This window comes from Actinopolymorpha sp. NPDC004070, assembly GCF_040610475.1.
Classification (GTDB): Bacteria; Actinomycetota; Actinomycetes; order Propionibacteriales; family Actinopolymorphaceae; genus Actinopolymorpha.
On the sequence record NZ_JBEXMJ010000005.1, the window covers coordinates 82,095 to 103,169 of the forward strand.

16 protein-coding genes are annotated in these 21,075 nt (G+C 71.4%); 8 read left to right on the forward strand and 8 right to left on the reverse strand.

The window, feature by feature from the left end:
- The first annotated feature begins 80 nt into the window (after nt 1-80).
- Nucleotides 81-2,630 carry a S8 family serine peptidase gene (locus ABZV93_RS11120; protein WP_354933464.1) on the forward strand — a complete coding sequence of 850 codons (2,550 nt, stop codon included), beginning with the start codon at nt 81-83 and terminating at the stop codon, nt 2,628-2,630.
- Nucleotides 2,631-2,701: 71 nt separating this feature from the next.
- Nucleotides 2,702-3,550, forward strand: coding sequence for a methylenetetrahydrofolate reductase (locus tag ABZV93_RS11125; RefSeq protein WP_354933466.1), 849 nt, complete (start codon nt 2,702-2,704; stop codon nt 3,548-3,550).
- On the opposite strand, the gene ABZV93_RS11130 is transcribed toward ABZV93_RS11125, so the two are convergent.
- Nucleotides 3,483-4,274, reverse strand: a complete 792-nt coding sequence (locus ABZV93_RS11130) for an aminoglycoside 6-adenylyltransferase (protein WP_354933468.1) — start codon at nt 4,272-4,274, stop codon at nt 3,483-3,485. The two genes, ABZV93_RS11125 and ABZV93_RS11130, sit on opposite strands and share 68 nt — an antisense overlap.
- A gap of 333 nt (nt 4,275-4,607) precedes the next feature.
- On the opposite strand from ABZV93_RS11130, the gene ABZV93_RS11135 reads away from it, so the two are divergent.
- Nucleotides 4,608-4,919: a winged helix-turn-helix domain-containing protein gene (locus ABZV93_RS11135; protein WP_330831710.1), complete on the forward strand. Its 312-nt coding sequence runs from the start codon at nt 4,608-4,610 to the stop codon at nt 4,917-4,919.
- 136 nt (nt 4,920-5,055) lie between these two features.
- Here ABZV93_RS11135 and ABZV93_RS11140 read toward each other — a convergent pair whose 3' ends face one another.
- Nucleotides 5,056-8,295 carry a family 78 glycoside hydrolase catalytic domain gene (locus ABZV93_RS11140; protein WP_354933470.1) on the reverse strand — a complete coding sequence of 1,080 codons (3,240 nt, stop codon included), beginning with the start codon at nt 8,293-8,295 and terminating at the stop codon, nt 5,056-5,058.
- Between the two features lie 338 nt (nt 8,296-8,633).
- Between ABZV93_RS11140 and ABZV93_RS11145 the strand changes: the two genes are divergently transcribed.
- On the forward strand, nt 8,634-9,635 hold the full coding sequence (locus ABZV93_RS11145) for a LacI family DNA-binding transcriptional regulator (protein ID WP_354933472.1): 1,002 nt from the start codon (nt 8,634-8,636) through the stop codon (nt 9,633-9,635).
- A gap of 121 nt (nt 9,636-9,756) precedes the next feature.
- Here ABZV93_RS11145 and ABZV93_RS11150 read toward each other — a convergent pair whose 3' ends face one another.
- The 4 genes from ABZV93_RS11150 to ABZV93_RS11165 all read right to left on the reverse strand — a co-directional run bounded on the left by ABZV93_RS11150 (nt 9,757) and on the right by ABZV93_RS11165 (nt 14,184).
- Nucleotides 9,757-10,551, reverse strand: a complete 795-nt coding sequence (locus tag ABZV93_RS11150; RefSeq protein WP_354933474.1) for a class I SAM-dependent methyltransferase — start codon at nt 10,549-10,551, stop codon at nt 9,757-9,759.
- A 92-nt stretch (nt 10,552-10,643) separates the two neighbouring features.
- Entirely contained in the window at nt 10,644-11,390 is a 747-nt protein-coding gene (locus ABZV93_RS11155; RefSeq protein WP_354933476.1) for a metal-dependent transcriptional regulator, read from the reverse strand.
- Nucleotides 11,391-11,861: 471 nt separating this feature from the next.
- Entirely contained in the window at nt 11,862-12,878 is a 1,017-nt protein-coding gene (locus tag ABZV93_RS11160) for a hydroxyacid dehydrogenase (RefSeq protein WP_354933478.1), read from the reverse strand.
- 271 nt (nt 12,879-13,149) lie between these two features.
- Nucleotides 13,150-14,184: a LacI family DNA-binding transcriptional regulator gene (locus tag ABZV93_RS11165; protein ID WP_354933480.1), complete on the reverse strand. Its 1,035-nt coding sequence runs from the start codon at nt 14,182-14,184 to the stop codon at nt 13,150-13,152.
- 350 nt (nt 14,185-14,534) lie between these two features.
- Between ABZV93_RS11165 and ABZV93_RS11170 the strand changes: the two genes are divergently transcribed.
- From ABZV93_RS11170 to ABZV93_RS11180, 3 genes are read left to right on the forward strand one after another with little or no spacing between them, the layout of a single operon-like run.
- Nucleotides 14,535-15,692 carry a Gfo/Idh/MocA family oxidoreductase gene (locus ABZV93_RS11170; RefSeq protein ID WP_354933482.1) on the forward strand — a complete coding sequence of 386 codons (1,158 nt, stop codon included), beginning with the start codon at nt 14,535-14,537 and terminating at the stop codon, nt 15,690-15,692.
- Entirely contained in the window at nt 15,689-16,864 is a 1,176-nt protein-coding gene (locus ABZV93_RS11175; RefSeq protein WP_354933484.1) for a dihydrodipicolinate synthase family protein, read from the forward strand. The genes ABZV93_RS11170 and ABZV93_RS11175 overlap by 4 nt, the downstream gene beginning before the upstream one ends.
- On the forward strand, nt 16,861-17,751 hold the full coding sequence (locus tag ABZV93_RS11180) for a sugar phosphate isomerase/epimerase family protein (protein WP_354933486.1): 891 nt from the start codon (nt 16,861-16,863) through the stop codon (nt 17,749-17,751). The genes ABZV93_RS11175 and ABZV93_RS11180 overlap by 4 nt, the downstream gene beginning before the upstream one ends.
- 35 nt (nt 17,752-17,786) lie before the next feature.
- On the opposite strand, the gene ABZV93_RS11185 is transcribed toward ABZV93_RS11180, so the two are convergent.
- Nucleotides 17,787-18,773: an aldo/keto reductase gene (locus ABZV93_RS11185; protein WP_354933488.1), complete on the reverse strand. Its 987-nt coding sequence runs from the start codon at nt 18,771-18,773 to the stop codon at nt 17,787-17,789.
- A gap of 925 nt (nt 18,774-19,698) precedes the next feature.
- Here ABZV93_RS11185 and ABZV93_RS11190 point away from each other — a divergent pair.
- Nucleotides 19,699-19,896, forward strand: a complete 198-nt coding sequence (locus tag ABZV93_RS11190; RefSeq protein WP_354933490.1) for a YjzC family protein — start codon at nt 19,699-19,701, stop codon at nt 19,894-19,896.
- A 340-nt stretch (nt 19,897-20,236) separates the two neighbouring features.
- Here ABZV93_RS11190 and ABZV93_RS11195 read toward each other — a convergent pair whose 3' ends face one another.
- Nucleotides 20,237-21,073: a class II fructose-bisphosphate aldolase gene (locus tag ABZV93_RS11195; RefSeq protein WP_354933492.1), complete on the reverse strand. Its 837-nt coding sequence runs from the start codon at nt 21,071-21,073 to the stop codon at nt 20,237-20,239.
- Nucleotides 21,074-21,075 lie beyond the last annotated feature (2 nt).

Consider the following 21,075-nt stretch of genomic DNA (forward strand, 5'->3'; position numbering starts at 1 on the left):
CGCGCCCGGCGTGAGCATCACCGCCGCGCAGGCCGCGGGTACCGGTGACGGCGGCCCGTACACCACGATGACCGGCCTCGATGGCCACGCCACACGTCGCCGGCGCGGCCGCCCTGCTGTTGCAGGAGCACCCGAAGTGGACCGTGGCCGACGTCAAGGCAGCATTGACATCGACCACCGTGCGGATCAACGGCGCGTCCGTCGTCGACCAGGGCGCCGGCCGGATCGACGTCGATCGTGCCACCCGCCAGCAGGTCCGGGTCGACCAGGGCACCCTCGACGCGGGCTACTTCGCCCGGCCGTACGACGAGTCGGCGATGGTCGTCAAGAAGACCTTGACATATCACAACGACGGCAGGACCCCCGTCACCATGAGTCTGTCGGCCACGCTTGCCGACAAGGACGGTCAGGCCGCCGACGCCTCCGGCCTCACCGTCTCGCCGACGCGACTGACACTGCCGGCCGGCGGGACTGGACAGGCCACCGCGACCGTGGACGCCCGCGCGCTCGCGCCGAGCACCTACACCGGTGGCGTCGTGGCCACCTCCGAGGCGAACCCCGACGGCGCCGACAGCGCCGACGGCGCGGAGGTGGCGATTCGTACCACCGTCGGCTTCTACAAGCAGGACGACACGGCGGACATCTCGGTGAAGGCGCTCGACCGGCACGGGCGCCCGGCGACCGCCACTCTGCGGCTTGCGCCGTACAAGAAGGCGGATTTCGACGGGCGGTACTACCCCGACTACTTCTACCTCACCCCCGGCGAGACCGAGCAGCTTCGCCGGGTGCCCGAGGGTGACTACACCCTGTGGGCGAACATCCTCACCTTCGACGAGTCCGGGCGGTACGTCGAGGAGAAGAGCGTCGTCTCCATCCCGCGCGTGCACGCGTACGCGCCGAACTTCTCCGTCGTCCTGGACGCACGCAAGGCCGAGCCGGTACGGCTGACCACGCCGCGGGCCTCGACCATCCGGTCGCTGGCGTTGTCGTGGTGGCGTGGCACGCCCGGAACGCCGTACCGAAGCTTCGACTCCCTTGGGGTCATGGTCAGCGACGGATCGCCTGAGAAGGTGTCGGTGGCCGGCACGGACCGGGTGGACGACGCGCCGTTCGTGGTGACCACCGGGTTCGACGCCGGTCTGCCCGAGCTCACCGGGCAGATCGTCGGTGGCGCGCGCCCGCCGGGCAACGGCATCCTGCATCCGGTCTGGGAGGGCGGCCCGCCGATCGACGGCACGGTCGTGATGGCCGCCACCGACGCCGGGACCGCGAGCCCGGACGATCTGGCCGGGGCCGACCTGCGCGGCAAGCTCGCGGTGGTCCGGGAGAGCGCCGACCTGACCTACGCCGGCCAGGTGTCCGCGGTGGTGGCGAAGGGTGCTCGCGCGGTGCTGCTCACCTCGGCCGAGCCCGGCGTCTTCTGGCCGTCCGCCGGCGGGCCGGTGCCGGTGCTGGCGGCACCGAAGTCCGACGGTGACGCGCTGGTCGCGGTGCTGCGCCGGGGCCCCGCGTCGGTGAGGTTCGTGGGCCGGCCGGTCGCGCCGTACGCCTACGACGTCGCCTTCGTGGAGCAGGGGCAGGTCCCGCACCAACTCGCCTACACCGTCCGGCCGGACGACGTGGCGCAGGTCGACCTGCGCCTCGCCACCACCGGGACCGGCGAACGCGGCTGGCGCCTGCACAACTTCGTCGCCGCGCCCTGTGGGTGTGGGTCGACCCTGGTGGCCGACTACCTGCCCACGCTCGGCCACACGAGGACCGAGTACGTCACCGCGCGCCCGGACGTGGGCGTCCAGCCCAGTTGGCAGTATCTCTACGACAACCCCGGCGACGTGATGTACGCCCGCGAGCAGCCGGCGTACCGGGCCGGGCAGCGCACCGGCGAGGACTGGCTGGTCGCGCCGTTCTCTCCCGGCCCTGCCAACTCCGAGTTGACACTGAGTGGCGCGCGGCGGGCGAGCACACGGTTCGGCGACACGCTGCACTACGACATCGCGCCCTGGACCGACTCGGCCGGGCACTGGACACCGTCGCTCGGGCCGGCGACCTCCCAGGCCCGGCTCTACCGGGACGGGACGCTGATCGCTGCCAGCGACTACAGGCTGACCGGGTCGGCGCAGGTGCCGGCCGCCGAGTCGGTCTACCGGCTGGAGACCGAGGTCGAGCCCGACGGGGCGTTCTTCGGACTGTCCACCCAGGCCCGTTCGACGTGGACGTTCCGCTCCGCCGGCGACGGCGGGACGTACACCCTGCCGCTGGTCGACGTCGACTACACCGGGGTCGTGGACCCGGGCAGCGGCCGGTCGGCACTGGACCTCACCAACACCGCGGCCGACGACCGCGACGTCTCCCTGCGGCTCCGGGTGGGCCACCAGCTCGGATCGGTGGCCTCCGCGGTGCGGTCGGTCGCGGTCTGGGTGTCCTTCGACGAGGGCACGACCTGGCGGCGGGCGACCGTGCGGTCCGCACCGGAGACCGGCCTCGGCGAGGCCGCCGCCTTCACCGCGACCTACCACCACCCCCGGGTGCGGGCTTCGGGTTCGGTGTCGTTGCGGGTCACCGCCGACGACGGGGCGGGCGGCACCCTGGACCAGACGCTGGTCCGGGCCTACCACCTGACCCACCGCTGAGCGCCGGGCGGGCGGAGGTATGGACGGAGGTGCGGGCGCAGGCATCGGAGGAGGCAGCCTAAGGTGAGCGGATGCCCCCTCCCGCATTCGAGGTCGTCTGCGAGGTCGAGCCGCCCGCCCGGCCCGACCTCGCCCATGTCCGCCGCCAGATCGAGGTGCTGGGCCCGGTCGCGGATGCCTTCCTGGCACCCGACAACCACCTCGGCCGGGCGACGATTTCCAGCGTCGCCGTCGCGCACGAGATCCAGCGCGCCGGCGGCCGCGGGCTGGCCTGCCTGAACGCCCGCGACCGCAACCTGCTCGGCCTGCGCCGCGACCTGCTCACCGCGGCGGCGTACGGCGTCGAGCGGTTCGTGTTCGTGTACGGCGACAAACCCGCCTCCGGCAACCGGACCGGCGACCTGACGGTGCGCGCCATGCTGGAGGAGGTGCGGAGGTTCGCCGAGGAGCCGGAGCTACGAGGCGGAGGATTCCGCGCGGGCGTCGCCGCCGGGCCCGGCCCGCTGCGGGCGTGGAAGCGGGCGGCTGACTTCGTGTTCGCGCAGGTGGGCTTCGACGTGGCCGCGCAGGTGCGCTGGCGGGAGACGCACGGGCCGGACTGCCCGGTGTACGCCGGCGTGCTGGTGCTGTCCAGCGAGGCGATGGCCCGCCGGCTCGCGGCCAGCATCCCCGACCTTGACGTCCCCGAGGAGCTGATCCGCCGGGTCGGGCAGGACCGGCAGGCCGGTGTCGAGGCGGCGTGCGAGCAGGTGGAACGAATCCGGGACAGCGGCGCCTACGACGGCGTTCACCTCGTCACCGGCGTGCGCTTCCGCCCGATGGCCGAGGCACTCACCCGGCGCGGGTTCGCACTCACGGCCGGACGGACGCCGGCCCCTCCGGCAGGCAGCGCTCCCGGGCCCGGTCCAGCAGCACGGTGAGCCCCGACCAGTCGGGCACGTAGTCGGGCCACACCCGCGCGGCGAGGTCGTCGAAGAGTCCCGCCGAGGCGTCCACCAGGTCCAGCACGCTGTCGCGCCCGGAGTCCTGCTCGGGCATCAGGTCGAGCACGTGGTCCCAGACGTCGTTGCCCGCGCCGCCGAACCGGTGGTGTGCGGTGCTCTCCGCCCGATCGCGCAGGAGCATGGCGAGCACCAGGCACAGCCGCGGCAGCTCCAGTGCGAGGTGGCCGCCGATCAGCAGATCGTCACGGGCGTCCTTGACCACGGCGAGCGCGGCCGTGAACCGGAACTGGTGCACCAGGGCGGGCAGCTCCGCCTCGTCCGGCCCGGAATCCGCGTGGGCCGCGCGATCCGCGTCGCTCAGGGTCAGGTCGATCCGCCGCCGGTCGGCCGGAAGCACCTCCGGGTCGTCGACGGCACTGAGGTCGATCCGCCGCCCGTCGCGGAACACCACCCGCACCAGCGCGCCGCCGTCCCGGTCGGCGCACTGGAAGGTCCAGATCGGGCCGAGGAACGCCAGCCAGTCAGGCGCCGCGATCTTGTGCGGGTCCTCCCCCGACACCACCAGGCCGACGTCGAGGTCGCTCCACTCGTCGAGTTCGCCACCGGCCCCGGAGCCGTACACCCAGGCCTGGGTGATCCTGCGGTCGGCCGCTGCCGCCGCGGCGATGTGGTTCAGCGCGTCCGAATGCCAGCTGCGCATGCGCGCGTCTCCTTTGTCGTCGTACCTCTGCCGTGTCGTCATACCTCTGCCCGCCCAGGGCATGTCCAGGACACCTGTCGCGTGGGCGTCGCCGCGATGTCCTGGCGTGTCGACGTCTTCGCGTTGCGTTACGACGCACCGTCACCACGGGTCGGTTCCCGATCCTGCCCCTGCACGTTTCCGCACTTTCGGACCCGGCCCGACGCGTCCCGGTGCCCGTAACTTGCGGAAACCTTCCCTGCTCTTGGACTAAATCACAGGCCGCTCTCAGGTTGAACGGCGAAGCTCCGGGCGTAGCCGACCGCCTGAGATTCCGACCCCTGAGGACCGCCGGTGTTGACCTACTGTGACCTGGAACTCGACGAGCACGCCCACGAGGTTCGCCGCAGCGGCGTCAGCGTCAGGCTCTCCCCCACCGAGTTCAACCTGCTCCGCTACCTGCTGATCAACGCGGAGAAGGTGGTGAGCAAGACCCAGATCCTGGACCGGGTGTGGGACTACCAGGCGGGCGGTGACAGCCGCATCGTCGAGTCCTACATCAGCTACCTCCGTCGCAAGATCGACAAGCAGGACCCGCCGCTGATCCACACCGTGCGCGGCGTGGGCTACACGCTGCGGCGGCCCCGCGGCGCGGCCGTCCGCTGACCTCGTGCTGACCGTGTGCTGACCGGGGTGGGCGCCCAGCCGTCTGGGAAGCGTGGGCGCCCCTCCGGCCGGCACACGGTCCGCCGTTCCTGGTCCGGCCGATCCTGGTCCGGCCGATCCTCGTGGCCGACCTGCGTCAGGCCGTGGCCGGCACCTGGAAGGTGTACGTGCCCGAGCCCACCCGGACCAGGGTCTCCTCCCCGTCGGTGCTCGGCTCCACCGCCAGGCCGTGCGCCGCGGCGAGCGGCTCGCCGCCCTCGGTCACCCCTGACACGTCCGCCGTCGGCAGCCAGACCTCGCCGGTGACGTTCGGGGGCAGCGTGACCTCCAGGGCGAACGCTCCCTCGGGTGTCTGCCGCCAGCACGTCGACACCTTTCCGTACGGCGTCCGCAGGGACGCCCGCGCCCAGCTGACGTCGCCGCCGGCGCGCGGGCGGACCACCACCTTCCGGTAGCCCGGCTCTCCGGGCGCGATCCCGCCGAGCGTCTGGTAGATCCACTCCCCTACCGCGCCGTAGGCGTAGTGGTTGAACGAGGTCATGCTCGGGTCCTGGAAGCCGCGCGAGTCGCTCCAGGAGTCCCAGCGTTCCCACATCGTGGTGGCGTCGCCGTGCACGACGGGGTAGAGCCAGGACGGGAAGGTGTCCTGCGTGAGCAGCCGGAACGCGACGTCCTCGAAACCGAACCGGCACAGCACCTGGAGCAGGTAGGGCGTACCCAGGAATCCGGTGGCGAGGTGCCAGTTGCGGGAGGCGATCTCCTCCACCAGGTGCCGCGCGGCGAGCGGCTCCTCGGCGGGTTCGAGCAGCCCGAAGTGCAACGCCAGCACGTACGACGTCTGGGTGCCGGACTGCACGCGTCCGCCGCCGCGCACGTAGCGGGCCCGGAACGCCGCCCGCACCTGCTCGTACAGCTTCTCCCACCGGGCCGCCTCCTCGGTCCGGTCGAGCTCGGCGGCCAGCCGGGCCGCGATCCGGGCGGCGTAGGCGAAGAACGCCGTGGCCACCAGGTCGGCCGGGGTCGGCATCGGCGCCAGCCAGTCGGCGAACCCCTCGGCCGGCCGCACGAAGTCCGCGCTGTGGGTCTCGAGGTAGTCCAGCCAGGAGCCGACCGCGGCGAGGTTCTCCGCGACCACCCGGCGGTCGCCGTACGCCCGCAGCATCTCCCACGGGACGATCTCGACGGCGTCACCCCATCCGGCGGCACCCGCGGCCGCGCGACCGTCACCGCCCATCACGAACGACTGCGGTGTCAGCACGTCCGGGGCGACGTGGGGTACGCCGCCGTCGGGCTGCTGGCCGTCGCGCAGGTCGCGCATCCATTTGCGCAGGAACGAACGGACGTCGTAGTTGTACGCCGCGGTGGACGCGAAGACCTGCGCGTCGCCGGTCCAGCCGAGCCGCTCGTCGCGCTGCGGGCAGTCGGTCGGAACGCTGAGGAAGTTGCCGCGCTGACCCCAGACGATGTTGTGCTGCAGCTGGTTGAGCCGCGGGTCGGAGCACTCGAAGGCGCCGATCTGTTCCATGTCGGCGTAGACGACCAGGGCCTGCACGTCGGCCGGGTCCAGATCGCCTTGCAGGCCGACGATCTCGGCGTACCGGAACCCGTGCACGGTGAACCTGGGCTCGAACACCTCACCGCCAGGATCGCCGCGCAGGATGTATTCGTCGGTGGCCCGGGCGTCGCGCAGTGCCTCGACGTAGAGCTCGCCGCGGTGGTCGAGCACCTCCGCGTGCCGCAGCAGCAGCCTGGTGCCTGCCTGTCCGCGTACGCGCAACCGCACCCAGCCGACGAGGTTCTGGCCGAAGTCGACCAGGTGCACACCGGGCCGGGGCGCGGTGACAGTGACCGCGGGCAAGGTCTCCTTGACACGGATCGGCGGGGCGACCTGCGCCTCCAGCGGACCGTGCGTGGGCGAGCCGGTGACCGCGGACCGCCAGTCCGAGTCGTCGAAGCCGGGCAGGTCCCAGCCCCTCGGCTCCAGCCGGGCGTCGACGACCTCGCCGTTCTGCAGGTCGGCGTACCGCGTCGCACCCTCGCCCACCCGCCAGGTCTCGTCGGTGGCCACGACAGTGCGGGTGCCGTCGGTGTGCTCGACCTCCAACCGGGCGCGGAACATCCGGTGCCGGCCGTACTGGAAAGGACCGAACCAGCAGACGTTGCCGGTGTACCACCCGTCGGCGAGCACGCCGGCGAGGACGTTGTCGCCGGACCGCACGAGGTCGGTCACGTCGTAGGTCTGGTACGGCACGCGGCGGGCGTAGTCGGTCCAACCGGGCGCGAACCGGTGGTCGCCGACACGCTCGCCGTTCAACCGGGCTTCGTAGATGCCGAGCGCGGTGGCGTAAAGCCGTGCGCGGCGGACCGGCGCGCCGGTCCGGAACTCCTTGCGCAGATAGGGAGTGGGCCGGTAGCTCAGCGGTGAACGCCCGTGCGGTGCGACGCCGTGCAGACCGAACGCCTGGGCGAGACGCCAGCCGGAGTCGTCGTGGTCGGTCCTCTCCCAGCCGTCGTCGGCGGTGGATGAGCACCGCCAGCTGTCGTCGCTGGTCACCACGACGCTGTTCGCACCGCACTCGACGTGCAGGTGCACCACCAGACCCGACGTCGCGTCGGTGCCGGCATCGGACTTCCTCTCGACCGGGTTGCCGTCGACCGCGACCGCGAGCACGTTCGTGCCCGTACACACGACGTCGGCGTGGACCGGGCTGCCGTCCGCGGCCACCTCGTGTCCGTTGCAGTAGACCCGGATCCGCGCGTCGTCCGCGTCGGCCAGAACTCGCACCCGCTCGACAGCCGAATCTGCAGGGACCTCGAACCGCGTCCGGAAGTAGGCGGTGCGCGCGGCCGAGGCGAGGTCGCCGGGCAACCACACCCGCTCGATCCGCTGCCGCGGCCGCCCGGCGTAGTCCAGTGACACCGCGCCGGCCAGGTCGTCCTCGCCGGGCGCGCCGATCCACTGCGTGCCGATGCCGTCGGCCTGCCAGTCGGACTCGGCCAGCAGGCCCATCTCGAACTCCGCCGGCTCACTCCACCCCGAGTCGCGTCCGGCCTCGTCGGTCACCCGCACCGCCCAGGCGTAGCGCTCGCGGGCGGCCAGTTTCGGACCGGCGTACTCCACACCGGTCGACTGGTCCGAGGTCACCTCGCCGGAGTCCCACACGACGCCCGGGTGCGTCTCACCGCCCTCCGCGAGCGGGTCGGTGCCCGCAGCGGCCGGGAAGAGCCGGATGCGGTAACCGCGCTGCGCCCTGCTCCGGCCGTTTCCGGTCAGTTCCCAGGCCAGAAGCGGCGTGGGCTCGTCCAGGCCGAGGGGGGATTTCGCGGTTTCTGTCCGAAGATCGTGCGGCCGAAGTGGCCCGGCGGTTTCGTCCACGTCACAGTCCGTCCGTTGAATGGGCGGTGAAACCTTTCAAGATTCGCGCGAGTGACGCTATTGTCGGCGCAGCGGACTGTCAAGGGCCTCCTATGCTGGATCCCAAGCCTGGTTCGTATGTGCGTGCGTGCGTGTATTCGTGAGTGGATTCGCAGGTGGCAGTGTCCCGGCGGTTGGGGTGGGAGTTCGCGGCCGGTCGGCGGGTGCGTTTGACGGTCGGTTCCGGGAACGGCTTTTTCCGGAACGGGCCTTACCGTGGGAGGGATTTCATGGCGGCGATTGCCGAAAGTGTGGGTCGTACGCCACACAGCGCCGCGCGTCGCCGAGGTATTCGCGACGTGGCCGAACTCGCCGGCGTGTCCGTCGGGACCGTTTCGAACGTGCTGAACAAACCCGCACTGGTGGCCGACGAAACCCGCCGCCGGGTGGAGGAGGCCATCGCGACACTCGGCTTCGTCCGCAACGGTTCGGCCCGCCAGCTTCGTGCCGGCACCAGTCGTGCGGTCGGAGCGATCGTCCTCGACATCGCCAACCCGTTCTTCACCGACGTCGCCCGCGGCATCGAGGACCGCCTCGCCGAGGACGACCACATCCTCATCCTGGCCAGCTCCGACGAGAGCAACGAACGCGAGCTCCGCTACCTCCGGCTGCTGGAAGAGCAGGGCGTGCAGGGCGTCCTGGTCAGCCCGGCCGAGGAGGACCTCACCTGGCTGGATCAGGCGCGCGCCCGCGGCACCGCCGTCGTACTCCTCGACCGCAGCGACGACGGCACGATGTGCTCGGTCGGGGTGGACGACGTACGCGGCGGCGAGCTCGCGGCCGCTCATCTGGTCTCGCTGGGCCACCGGAGGATCGCGTTCGTCAACGGGCCCACGAAGATCCGGCAGTGCGCGGACCGGCGCAAGGGTGTTCGCAAGGCACTGAAGTCCGCCGGTCTCACCCTGTCCGATTCGCTGGTCGAGGTGACCGTCAGCGCGCTCAACGCCGACGGCGGTGAGCAGGCTCTCACCCAGGTGCTCGACCATGCCGACGGCGTGACCGCGATCGTGTGCGTCAACGACCTGACCGCGCTCGGCGTGCTGCGGGGGTTGCGCGCACGAGGGCTCAGCGTGCCCGACGACGTCGCCGTGGTGGGGTACGACGACGTCGAGTTCGCGGCCGTGCTCACCACGCCACTGACCTCCATCCGCCAGCCGCGCTACCAGATCGGCCGGGCCGCCGCCGACCTCCTCCTCGCCGAGGCCGGGACTCGCAGCCAGCACGAACACGAGCACGAACAGGTGTTGTTCCAACCGGAGCTGGTCGTCCGGGAGTCCAGCGGCCCGCACCAACCGCGCTGACTTTCGCTGACCTCGGCGCGTTCGACCTCCTCGCACTGACAAGAGCCGGTTGACAGCCGGGCCGTTGTCAACCGGCCGGTGTCAATGCTGCCTTGCGCCTGCCGACGAGGGGCCTACGCCCTCAGCGGCGCATCGCCAGCACGCGGCGGATCGGGATGGCGATGTCCACTCCGTCCGGACGACCCTGCGCGCGTTCGGTGAGCCAGCCGATCGCCGCCGCCCGCCTGTCTTCTGAAAGCTCCGGCAGATACAGCGCGGTGATCAGAAGTTCGGCGTCGGCCGCGTCTCGTACGGAGAACACGAAGCGCTCGCGGGCGTCCTCCACCACGTGCAGGCCGGCCTCTTCCAGCCGGTCGCCCAGGTCGCCGAGCTCGGCCCAGCCGGGGAACCGCGGTGGCATGCGAAGCCTGGCCGTGAGAGGGCCGAGGACGAGCAGGTCGCTCGGCCGCAACGGCACCGCGGCCGGCACGGTCGCGGACAGCATCCCGCCCGGACGCAGCACCCGCGCGATCTCCGCCAGCGCCTCCGCCACCGGCTGGACCACCATCAGGCCCATCGAGCACACCACCGCGTCGAACCCGCCCTCGGTGAACGGCAGCCTGGTGGCGTCGGCACACAGCACCTGGGCGTGGTGGCGCTCCCGGGCCGTCTCCAGCTCCCGCCGCGACCGGTCGATGCCTACGACCAGGGGATCCTCGATGCCCTCGCGGTGGAACTGCTCCAGATGCAGGTCACCGGCCACCGCGCCGCTGCCGCACGCGACATCCAGCACGCGACGTCCCCTGCCGGCCACCGGCCGTAACACCCAGCCGTACGGCGTGAGGTCGCCGGCGTGACAACGGCGCAACAGCTCCTCGGTGACGCCGGCGTGCCGGACGTGGAAGTCGTCGAGATAGCCCAGCCAGTCAGACGTCACGGCTGGTCAGCCTCCTTCGCGGACGACGGTGGCAGGGCAGGTCGAGGATAGGACCCGGGCCGGGGAACGGGTGTCGCGGGCTACGACACCGCCTACAGGCGCCGGACGAAGATGTGGCCGGCGTGCTGGTGGGCGATCTCGGCGGTCGCGCCGGCGATCCGGGCCGACCCGTCGCCGCCCACCTCGCCACCGTCGCCGCCCCGGACCAGGACGCTGTCCGGCCCGGCCGTCACGGTCACGGTCTGCCCCGGGAGCGCACCCGCCCGGCGCAGCACCTCCATCAGCTCCGGCGTGGTCTGCAGCGGCTCGCTGATCCGGCGTACGACCACCTTTGTCTCCTCGCCGGGCCCGGCCCGGTCGACCACCTGCTCCAGCGACTCCACCTCGGTCAGGAAGTCCTCCACCGCACCGGTGTAGCCGAGCTCGGAAAGACCGGGGATGGGATTGCCGTACGGGGACACGGTCGGCTCGCCGAGGATCGTCACCAGCCGGCGTTCGACGTCGTCGGAGATCACGTGCTCCCACCGGCACGCCTCGACGTGTACGAGCTCCCAGTCCAGCCCGATCACGTCGACCAGCAGCCGCTCGGCGAGCCGGTGCTTGCGCATCACCCGGGTGGCCAGTGCCCGGCCCTTCGGCGAGAGCTCGAGGTGCCGGTCGCCCTGGACGGTGAGCAGCCCGTCGCGTTCCATCCGGGCCACCGTCTGGCTGACCGTGGGACCGGACTGGTGCAGGCGTTCGGCGATCCGGGCACGGAGGGGGACGATGCCCTCCTCCTCCAGCTCGTACACGGTGCGGAGATACATCTCCGTGGTGTCGATCAGATCGCTGTGGCTCACGCCGCGTGCTCCTTCTTAGGTCTGCCTGCCCAAAGGATACGCGGAGGTGTCCGAACCCGGCCGCGGTCGAAACGGGCGAAAGGCTTGGCAGGTGCGCCGTAACCGTCGTAACGGGCTGCCGGCGCTCGGGCTCGGCATCATAGGCCGAAAACGCCCACACGTGGCGTAGCGCTCACTGACGGGTCCGATGCGGACCGGCCGCGCGAGATCGCCGCGCCGCCGGGACGACCCCGGAAGCACGGCGACCACCCGCTCGCGCTCACGCGCTCTTGCGCGCCGCGCCTCTTTCCTCTGCCTTGCGCCGGTCCCGCTCGCGCTTGCGGCGGGTGCGTTCCTTCGTCCAACGAACCTTTGCTCGCGATCCTCGTCCCATGGTCGGGAGCCTATCCCTTCCGCGTGTACCGTCCGGGACCCTCGCCCGGTGGCGCCCCTGAACCGCCGGCCGACGGCGCCCTGCGGCCGTGCCGCGATTCAGGCCAGCAGGTCCAGCCGCGCCCGGTCGACCGGGTGGGCGAAGTCCTCGCCCCGGGCGAAGCGTTCGACCTCGTCCACCGCGAGCGCACCCATCCGGTGGACCTCGTTGCCCAGCGACCCGGCGATGTGGGGAGTGAGCACGACGTTCGGGAGCCCGAACAACGGCGAGTCCGCGGGCAGCGGCTCCGGGTCGGTGACGTCCAGCACCGCGGACAGCCGCCCGCTCACCGCCTCCGCGGTCAGTGCGGCGGTGTCCACCAGCCGGCCGCGCGCGGTGTTGACGAGCGTCGCGCCGTCGGGCATCAGGGCCAGCCGGCGGGCGTCGAACATGTGGTACGTCGCGGGTATGTCCGGCGCGTGGATGCTCACCACGTCCGAACCGGCGGCGAGCTCGTCCAGGTCGACCAGCCGGGCGCCGAGGTCCGATGCCTGCGCCGCGGTCAGGGTCGGGTCGGCCAGCAGGGGATCCATGTCGTACGCCGCGAGCAGGTTCAGCACCCGCCGCCCGACGTGGGAGGCGCCGACAATCCCGACCGTGGTGCGGTAGTTGCCGAGGCCGGGGAACCGTGCCGCCCAGTCCTGTCGCCGTCCGTCGGCGCGGTAGGCCGCCTGGATCGGGAACGCCCGCTTGCCGGCGAGCACCACCATGGCGACGGTGTACTCCGCGACGGGTACGGCGTTCGCGGCGACCGCCGAGGAGACCCGGACGCCGTGGTCCCAGGCGGCCTGGGTGACCAGGCTCTTGACCGAGCCGGCACCGTGCACGATCGCGGCCAGCCCGGGTGCGGCGGCGACCGCCCCGGCGTCCACGGGCGGAGCGCCCCAGCAGGTGAGCAGCACCTGCGCGCGTCCGAGGACCGATCTGGCCCGCGCGCTGTGGTACTCGTCCAGGACGAGGTCGAGGTCCACGTCCGCGAGTGCGGCGAGGCGCTGGCGTTGGTGGTCGTCGAGTAGGCGGGGCAGGTTTGCCGGGGACATCGCGAGCACGACGGCGGGACGCTGCGCTGGGGCCATGTGCGGCAGCGTAGCGCGCGTGGGTAAGCGCTTCCCGAAGCCGGTGACGACGGCGGTGGCCACGTCCGGCGCCGGCCGGGATGCCTCTGCGACCATGTCACCGCGCTGCAGGTCTGTCCCAACGGTGCGCGAAGCCGCGCCGGTGCTGCACCTCCCCGACGTCGCCCTCGCCCGGGCAACGACGCCCTCGTCCACGCCGCACGCGGGATCATCCAGCACACACAGCAGGGCACCCAGGGCCTGTCCTGAAGCGAGGTGGGACCGGATGGGGTCAGCCGCGGACCTTGCGGGTGCTCTCCCGGAGCACGACCTCACCGCGTACGCGTACCAGCCGGTCCTTCTCCGGAGCGTCGAGCTCCAGCGCGAGCTCCGCCGCACGTACGCCCATCTCCTCCAGCGGGAGCCGAACCGTGGTCAGCGGCGGGACCAGGTCGCGCAACGTCTGGATGTCGTCGAAACCGGCGATGGAAAGGTCACGCGGGATGTCGACGCCCTCGTCGCGGCAGGCGGCCATCGCACCGACCGCCATCACGTCGTTGACGGCGAACACGCAGGTGACACCGAGCCCTCTGGCTATCAGCTCGCGTGCGGCCTGGTAACCGCCGTCGCGGGTGAAGGGTCCCTCGACGATCGAGTCCGGCGCGAGCTGCACACCCTTCTCCGCCAGACCCGCCTTGAACCCGGCCAGCCGGTCGCGCGCGGTCAGCAGCGGGCGCGGACCGGCGAGTACGCCGAACCGCCGGTGCCCGAGCTCGGCCAGCTTCACCGCGAGCTCCCGTGCGCCCGCGCGGTTCTCCGGAAGCACCGTGTCGGCGGGCAGCTTGTGCTGGCTCACGCAGGCCACCCGGCCGCCCGAGCGCCGGAACGCGGTCACTTCCGCGGCCAGCCGCTCGGTCTGCTCCTTGTCGGCGGTGCGGGTGCCGGCGAGGATCACTGCCCGGGCGCGCTGGGCCCGCATCATCGCGACGTACTGCAACTCCCGGTTGGGGTTGCGCGAGGTGGTCCCCAGCGTCACGATCAGGCCGCGCTCGTCGGCGACGCGCATCACCCCGGACGCGATCGCGGAGAAGTACGGGTCGGCGATGTCGTGCATGACCAGGCCGACGGTCGAGCTCGTCCCGCGCGCCACCGCCTGGGCGTGCAGGTTGGGCGTGTAACCCAGCTCCTCCGCCGCCTTCAGCACGACCACCCGAAGGTCCTCGTTGACCCGGCGGGTGCTGCCGTTGAGCACCCGCGACGCGGTCGCCAGCGACACCCCGGCCCGCCGGGCGACGTCGCCGAGAGTGACCACCGTGGGAAGGCTCATGTGTTCCGTGTCTCCGCCCGCAGCTCGTCCCGGCGTACGTCGGTGTACGTCGGTGTACGTCGGTGCACGCCGGCCTGGCCCGGCGTACGCGCTCCAGCATGCCGGATCGGCTGCCCGCACGGGCGAGGGGACGCTCCGGGGAGCCGGCCTGTGCAGAAATTACCTTCACCAGCCCCGGCCTGTCGTGGACGTGTGCGCGCCGACGCGGTGACGGTGCGCAACGGCGCCCCCGGTCCGGCCGGGTCGGTCGCCGGGCTTGCTCCCGGTCGACCGGCTCGGCTAGGCTCCCTGAAAAGACGGGAAAGCGTTTTCCACATGTTTCCCTGACAGGTTCTCAGCGGGAGGAACCGATGGCCGTGCGTGAAGTCGGGATCGTCATGAACGGCGTGACCGGCCGGATGGGGTACAACCAGCACCTGGTGCGGTCGATCCTCGCCATTCGGGACCAGGGCGGCATCGAGCTCGCCGACGGCACCCGCGTCGTTCCCGATCCTCTCCTGGTCGGCCGCTCGGAGCAGAAGCTGCGCGACATCGCCGACCGCCACGGCCTGACCCGGTGGACCACCGACCTCGACACCGCCCTGTCCGACCACTCCACCCTGATCTACTTCGACGCCCAGACCACCCGCGCCCGGGAGAAGTCGGTGCTCGCCGCGATCGCCGCCGGCCGGCACGTCTACTGCGAGAAGCCGACGTCGGATTCGGTGGCCGGCGCCCTCGAACTCGTCCGGGCAGCCCGCGAGGCAGGGGTGAAGAACGGCGTCGTCATGGACAAGGTCTTCCTCCCCGGCCTGCGCAAGCTCCGGCGGCTGGTCGAGGGCGGGTTCTTCGGCCGGATCCTGTCCGTACGCGGAGAGTTCGGCTACTGGGTGTTCGAGGGCGACTGGCAGCGCGCGCAGCGACCGAGCTGGAACTACCGCGCCGAGGACGGCGGCGGGATCACCCTGGACATGTTCTGCCACTGGAACTACGTCCTGGAGTCGATCGCCGGCCGGGTGCGCGCCGTCACCGCACGGTCGGTGACCCACATCCCGCGGCGGTGGGACGAGCAGGGCCGGGCCTACGACGCCACCGCCGACGACGCGGCGTACGCGATCTTCGAACTGGAGGACGGCACGATCGCCCAGCTCAACTCCTCCTGGGCGGTGCGCGTCTACCGCGACGAACTGGTGGAGTTCCAGGTCGACGGGACCGAGGGCAGTGCGGTCGCAGGCTTGCGCAACTGCCGGATCCAGCACCGTTCGACCACGCCCATGCCGGTGTGGAATCCCGACCTGCCGGCCACCGAGCCGTTCCGCCAGCAGTGGCAGCAGGTGCCCGACAACGCGGTCTACGACAACGGTTTCAAGGTGGAGTGGGAGCAGTTCCTGCGGTACGTGCTGGAGGAGGACGCCCCGGCGTTCCCGCACGACTTCCTGGCCGCGGCCCGTGGCGTTCAGCTCGCCGAGCTGGGCCTCCAGTCGTCCCGCGAGGGCCGGCGGATCGAGGTGCCGGAGGTCGGCATATGACCGGCGTGCGGCTGAACCTCCCCCAGGCCGACGGATCCATCCGTCCGTACGAGCTGGCGGCACCGCGGCAGTGGCTCCGACGAAGCGACGGGTTCACCTCCCGGGTCGCCTTCGCGGCCGCTCACGTGGTGGCCGATCCGTTCGCCGACAACACTCCCGGCGCTCCTGCCCGGCTGGACTGGGATGCCACGTTGGCGTTCCGGCGACATCTGTGGGCGCACGGCCTGGGAGTCGCCGACGCGATGGACACCGCGCAGCGCGGCATGGGCCTGACCTGGGACACCACCGCGGAGCTGATCCGGCGCAGCGCAGCCGAGGCCGCGACCTGCCGCGGACGGGTGGCCTGCGGCGCCGGCACCGACCAGCTGCCGGCCCTCGGGGCTTCGGACGCCTCCGGGCCGCCGAGCCTGGACGACGTGGTCGCGGCGTACGAGGAACAGCTCGCCGTGGTCGAGGACGCGGGCGCGCAGCCCATCCTGATGGCCAGCCGGCACCTGGCCGCCGCCGCCCGGGACGCCGACGACTACCGCAAGGTCTACGACCGGCTGCTCGGCCAGGTGCGCCGCCCGGTGATCCTGCACTGGCTGGGGCCGATGTTCGACCCCGCGCTGACCGGCTACTGGGGTTCGGCCGACCTGGCCGCAGCGACGCGGACGTTCCTGTCGCTGGTGCACGATCACGCGGACGTGGTCGAGGGTGTCAAGGTGTCCTTGCTGGATGCCGACCACGAGATCGCCGTGCGGTCGAATCTGCCCACCGGCGTACGTCTCTACACCGGGGACGACTTCAACTACCCCGATCTGATCGCCTCCGGTTCGGACGCGCTGCTCGGCATCTTCGCCGCCATCGCACCCGCTGCCGCGACCGCACTGGCCGCACTGGACGCCGGCGACACCGCGGGCTACGACGAGGCGTTCGGGCCGACGGTGCCGTTGTCGCGGCACCTGTTCGGCACGCCGACGTACTACTACAAGACCGGAATCTGCTTCCTGGCTTGGCTTTCCGGACACCAGGATGCCTTCGCGATGGTGGGTGGGCTGCAGAGCGCACGCAGCGTTCCCCACCTGGTGGAGGCGTTCCGGCTCGCCGACCGGGCCGGGCTCCTGCCCGACCCGGACCTCGCCGCGGCCCGGATGCGAACCTTCCTCGCCCTGCACGGAGTCGCCGCGTGACTACCCGCCCCGTCGGCAGGGATGCCGAGAGCACCACCGACAGCACTACCGACAGCACTGTCAAGCCGGACCTGACACGGCTGTCCCTCAACCAGAAGACGACCAACAGCTGGGATGTCGCGCAGGCGGTCGCCGGTTGCGTACGCAAGGGAATCCCCGCCATCGGCCTGTGGCGCGAACCCGTGCAGGACATCGGGGTGGAACGCGCGGCCAAGCTCGTGCGCGACGCGGGTCTTCGGGTCTCCTCGCTGTGCCGGGGTGGTTTCCTCACCGCCGCGGAGCCGGCCGCCCGTCGACGTGCACTCGACGACAACCGGCTCGCCGTCGACGAGGCCGCGGCGCTGGGCGCGCCCTGCCTGGTCCTGGTCGTCGGCGGGCTGCCGGACGGGTCCAGGAACCTCCCCGCGGCGCGGGAGCGGGTGGCCGAGGCGGTCGCCGAACTCGCGCCGTACGCCGGTGAGCGGGGCGTCCGCCTCGCGCTCGAACCCCTGCACCCGATGTACTGCGCGGACCGCGCGGTGCTGTCCACCCTGGCGCAGGCACTCGACCTCGCCGAGCGGTTCCCGATCGAGCGGGTCGGCGTCGTCGTGGACACCTTCCATCTGTGGTGGGACCCGGCCGTCTTCGCCCAGATCGCCCGCGCGGGTGCGCGGATCGCGTCCTTCCAGGTGTGCGACTTCAACCTGCCCATCCCCGCGGACGCGTTGCTGGCCAGGGGAATGATGGGCGACGGCGTGATCGACTTCCGGCCGTTCCGGGAGGCGGTCGACGCCGCCGGCTACACCTGCGACATCGAGGTGGAGATCTTCAACGCCGATGTGTGGGCCGCCGACCCCGACCAGGTGCTCACCACGATGATCCAGCGCTACGCCGACCTCGTACTCTGAGGCGGCCTCCGCTCCCGCGGGGAGGTCGTGAAGCGTCAGTACGCCGCGTCGAGGCGCGCCCGCTGATCAGCACTGAGCTTCAGGTCGACCGCGCCGAGGCTTTCGTCGAGCTGCGCCACCGACGACGCGCCCACCAGTGGGATGACCGGCAAGGGTCCTCCGATCAAGTACGACAGCACGACCTGATTGACGGTGGCACCGGTCTCCTTGGCAACCTCGCCCAACGCCTTCATTCGGCGCGGTGTACCCGGGTGGTCGAACTCCAAGCCCATCGGCTTGTCGTCCCGGACGTACCGGCCGCCGAGGAGCGGTGAGTAGGCGACCAGGGTGAGCGATGGCTCCGCACGCAGGTAGCTGAGCAGATCGCCGCCGACTGCGCCCTGGTTGCCGTCGGGCGAGAGATCGCCCCGAAGGTCATAACGCGGACGCAGATAGGTGTGGCTGTACTGCAGAACCTCGTAGCCGGGCAAGCCCCTGGCCGCGGCGATGGTCCGGGCGCGCTCCACCCGCCAGGTCCAGTGGTTGCTCACTCCGAGCAGCCCGACGGTGCCTTCGGCGACGAGACCGGCGAAGCCCTCGACCGTCTCCTGCACCGGGATGGTGGGATCCTCGATGTGGGCGTAGAGCAGGTCGAGCTTGTCGACACCGAGGCGCTCCCGGCTGCGTTCGGCCGACTCGCGGATCACCTTGGCGGACAGACCTTCGGGATTGTCGATGTAGCTGGTGCCGGGTGCGAGTGGTCGCGCTCCCAGCTTGGTGGCGATGACGATCTCGGGTCCGACGCCACGGGACCGACGCCAGCGGCCGAGCAGCGCTTCGCTCTGCCCTCCCTGGTCGCCGTTCTCCCAGAAGACGTAGTTGTTGGAGGTGTCGACGAACGTACCGCCGGCCTCGACATAGCGGTCGAGGATCTCGAACGACGTCGCCTCGTCCGTGCGGGTGCCGAACAGCATGGCGCCGAGGCTCAGAACACTGACGTCGCGACGGGTCTTGGGGTCCTTGCCGATGGTGCGATAGTCCATGCGGTTGACCGTACTGCCCATGCCGCGTACGCCCCCGAGCCAATGCCGAACCGGCTCTCCGGACCAATGGCCGATGGCCGATGGCCGATGGCCAGAGTTGCGACCTCGCACGGAACCTTCGCTCAGTCAGCGCCAGGTCCTTGTCCATGGGTGGCGGATCGGCGTGTCTCTTCGAGGTCGCGTTGTGGACAACGGGTGAGCTGTCGGTGGCAGCCGTAGAGTTCGAACATGCAACCCGACGACGCAGGGGTACTGCGTGCCCGGTCGCGTTGCCGGTAAGGGCGTCACGTCTTTGTCGCGTCTAGTGTCAATGGGTCCTTGACATCAGGTGGCACAGCTGTCGCCCTCGTGGTAAAAGGGCGCTCCCGTCGGTCGGTGCACTCCGTGGCGAGCGTGCCGGACGTCCGGCCGCCGGGGTGAGCGCAGCGAAGCCGGAGGCGCACTGGTGGCCGGGTGGCCGGTGTGCTGATCTCTCGACACCGGCCGGCGGGTGTGCCCGGGGCGGCTCCCGGAGGGAGGTTGGGTTCAGGCCAAGCCCGAAGATTCCCCGGCGCCGGCCGCCGCGGCGAGTTGCGGCGCCCGCGACTGCTGCTTGCGCGGCATCATGCATCCCGCCCGCCCGGCCCTCGCCGCTGCGGGCGACGACCGCGCGTATGGCAGCAGCAGCGCCACCCGGGTGGATGTACTCGACGCGGACTGGCCGTCGTCGCGGACGAATGCCGGCGCGGCCGGCAGGTCGTGCCCGTTCGCGGCGCATCGGGACGAAGACGTCGAGCAGCAACACCAGGCCGTGCCACAGCACCGGCCGGTGGTGGCAGTCGTGGCGGATCATGCGGCATCACCCTGGCCGTTTGACGGGCGACGCGCCGGGCAGGAAGACCGTGACCGGTACTCGTGTCGAGGTGACGATTGAGGTGAGTTCGCGGTGACCGACGTCGGCGCCCTGTTCAGGACAGGCCAGGTGGCACCCGTCTCGGGCGTCTATCGCTTCATCGAGTCGGTGGACGCGGAGTGCGAACCGACACCGGAGGCCATGAAGATCCCGCTGAGCAAGGGTGAACGGTTTCCTCCGCACCGCAGATGCAAGGGAGCCGTCATCTGGGAGCTGACCGAGCGCGCTTGAGCGCGGCGGCGGCCCGCTCGACGACGACCCGGCGCGGCATACTGGGTGTGGCAGGTTGTGTGTGTTGGTGGGCCGCCCCGTTGCCGGTGGGGCGGCCTTTCCTGTGCCGGCTCACCGGGTACCACCCGCCCCCACGCGCTTATGCCAATTCCCGTCCCGCTGTTGCAGAATGTGGCACCTAGCACTGGCGTGCCCGGACCGGTCGCGAGACACGCGCAGGTACTCGCGCGCAGTGGCCGTGGTGGTGGCTCCAGTGGCGCACCGGAACCTGATGCCCGACACCTGCACCCGACACCGGGCACCAAAGCCGGGCCGCCCACAGACTGGCCGAGAGACCCGTTCAGGCTGCGCGGAGGACACCCAGCAGGCGGGCGACCTCGGCGGCCACCGCGTCGCGTCCCGGCGCGAGGTACTTGCGGGTGTCCACGACCTTCGGGTTGGCGGCGAGATACTCGCGCACCGCACCCGTGAACGCCTGGTTCAGCGAGGTGGCGATGTTGACCTTCGTCATGCCCGCCTCCACGGCCCGGGTGAGGTCGGCGTCGGGCACCCCCGAGGAACCATGCAAGACCAACGGGACCGGCACCGTCTTGCGGTTGGCGGCGATCAGGTCGAAGTCGAGCGATGCGGTCTTCTCCAGCATCGCGTGCGAGGTTCCGACCGCGATGGCGAGCGCATCGATGCCGGTGGACTCCACGAACGTGGCGGCCTCGGCCGGGTCGGTCCGTGCGCCCGGAGCGTGCACGCCGTCCTTGCCGCCGACCTCACCGAGCTCGGCCTCCACGAACACCCCGGCCGCGTGGCAGTGCCCGACGACCTCCCGGGTGGCCTCGACGTTCTCGTCGTACGGCAGGACCGAAGCGTCGTACATCACCGAACCGAACCCGAGCGCGACGGCCTCTCGCACGAGTTCGGGCCGGGTGGCGTGGTCGAGATGGACCGCCACCGGTACCGACGCCGTCCGGGCCACCGCCAGCGTGGCCAGCCCGATCGGCTCCAGTGCCCGGTGGTACTTCACGGCGTTCTCGCTGATCTGCAGGATCACCGGTGCGCCCGCGCGTTCGGCACCGTCAACCAGCGCTTGCGCGTGCTCGAGCTGGATCACGTTGAACGCGCCGACGCCGCGGCCGGCCCGCGCCGCGTCCCCTACGATCTGTCCGGTCGACACCAGCGGCATCG

Excerpts from the sequence above, each read along its gene's own strand:
- ABZV93_RS11120 (WP_354933464.1), top strand. The coding sequence starts at position 81 with ATGGCCACGCCACACGTCGCCGGCGCGGCCGCCCTGCTGTTGCAGGAG.
- ABZV93_RS11125 (WP_354933466.1), top strand. The coding sequence starts at position 2,702 with ATGCCCCCTCCCGCATTCGAGGTCGTCTGCGAGGTCGAGCCGCCCGCC.
- ABZV93_RS11130 (WP_354933468.1), bottom strand. The coding sequence starts at position 4,274 with ATGCGCAGCTGGCATTCGGACGCGCTGAACCACATCGCCGCGGCGGCA.
- ABZV93_RS11160 (WP_354933478.1), bottom strand. The coding sequence starts at position 12,878 with ATGGCCCCAGCGCAGCGTCCCGCCGTCGTGCTCGCGATGTCCCCGGCA.
- ABZV93_RS11165 (WP_354933480.1), bottom strand. The coding sequence starts at position 14,184 with ATGAGCCTTCCCACGGTGGTCACTCTCGGCGACGTCGCCCGGCGGGCC.
- ABZV93_RS11170 (WP_354933482.1), top strand. The coding sequence starts at position 14,535 with ATGGCCGTGCGTGAAGTCGGGATCGTCATGAACGGCGTGACCGGCCGG.
- ABZV93_RS11175 (WP_354933484.1), top strand. The coding sequence starts at position 15,689 with ATGACCGGCGTGCGGCTGAACCTCCCCCAGGCCGACGGATCCATCCGT.
- ABZV93_RS11185 (WP_354933488.1), bottom strand. The coding sequence starts at position 18,773 with ATGGACTATCGCACCATCGGCAAGGACCCCAAGACCCGTCGCGACGTC.
- ABZV93_RS11195 (WP_354933492.1), bottom strand. The coding sequence starts at position 21,073 with ATGCCGCTGGTGTCGACCGGACAGATCGTAGGGGACGCGGCGCGGGCC.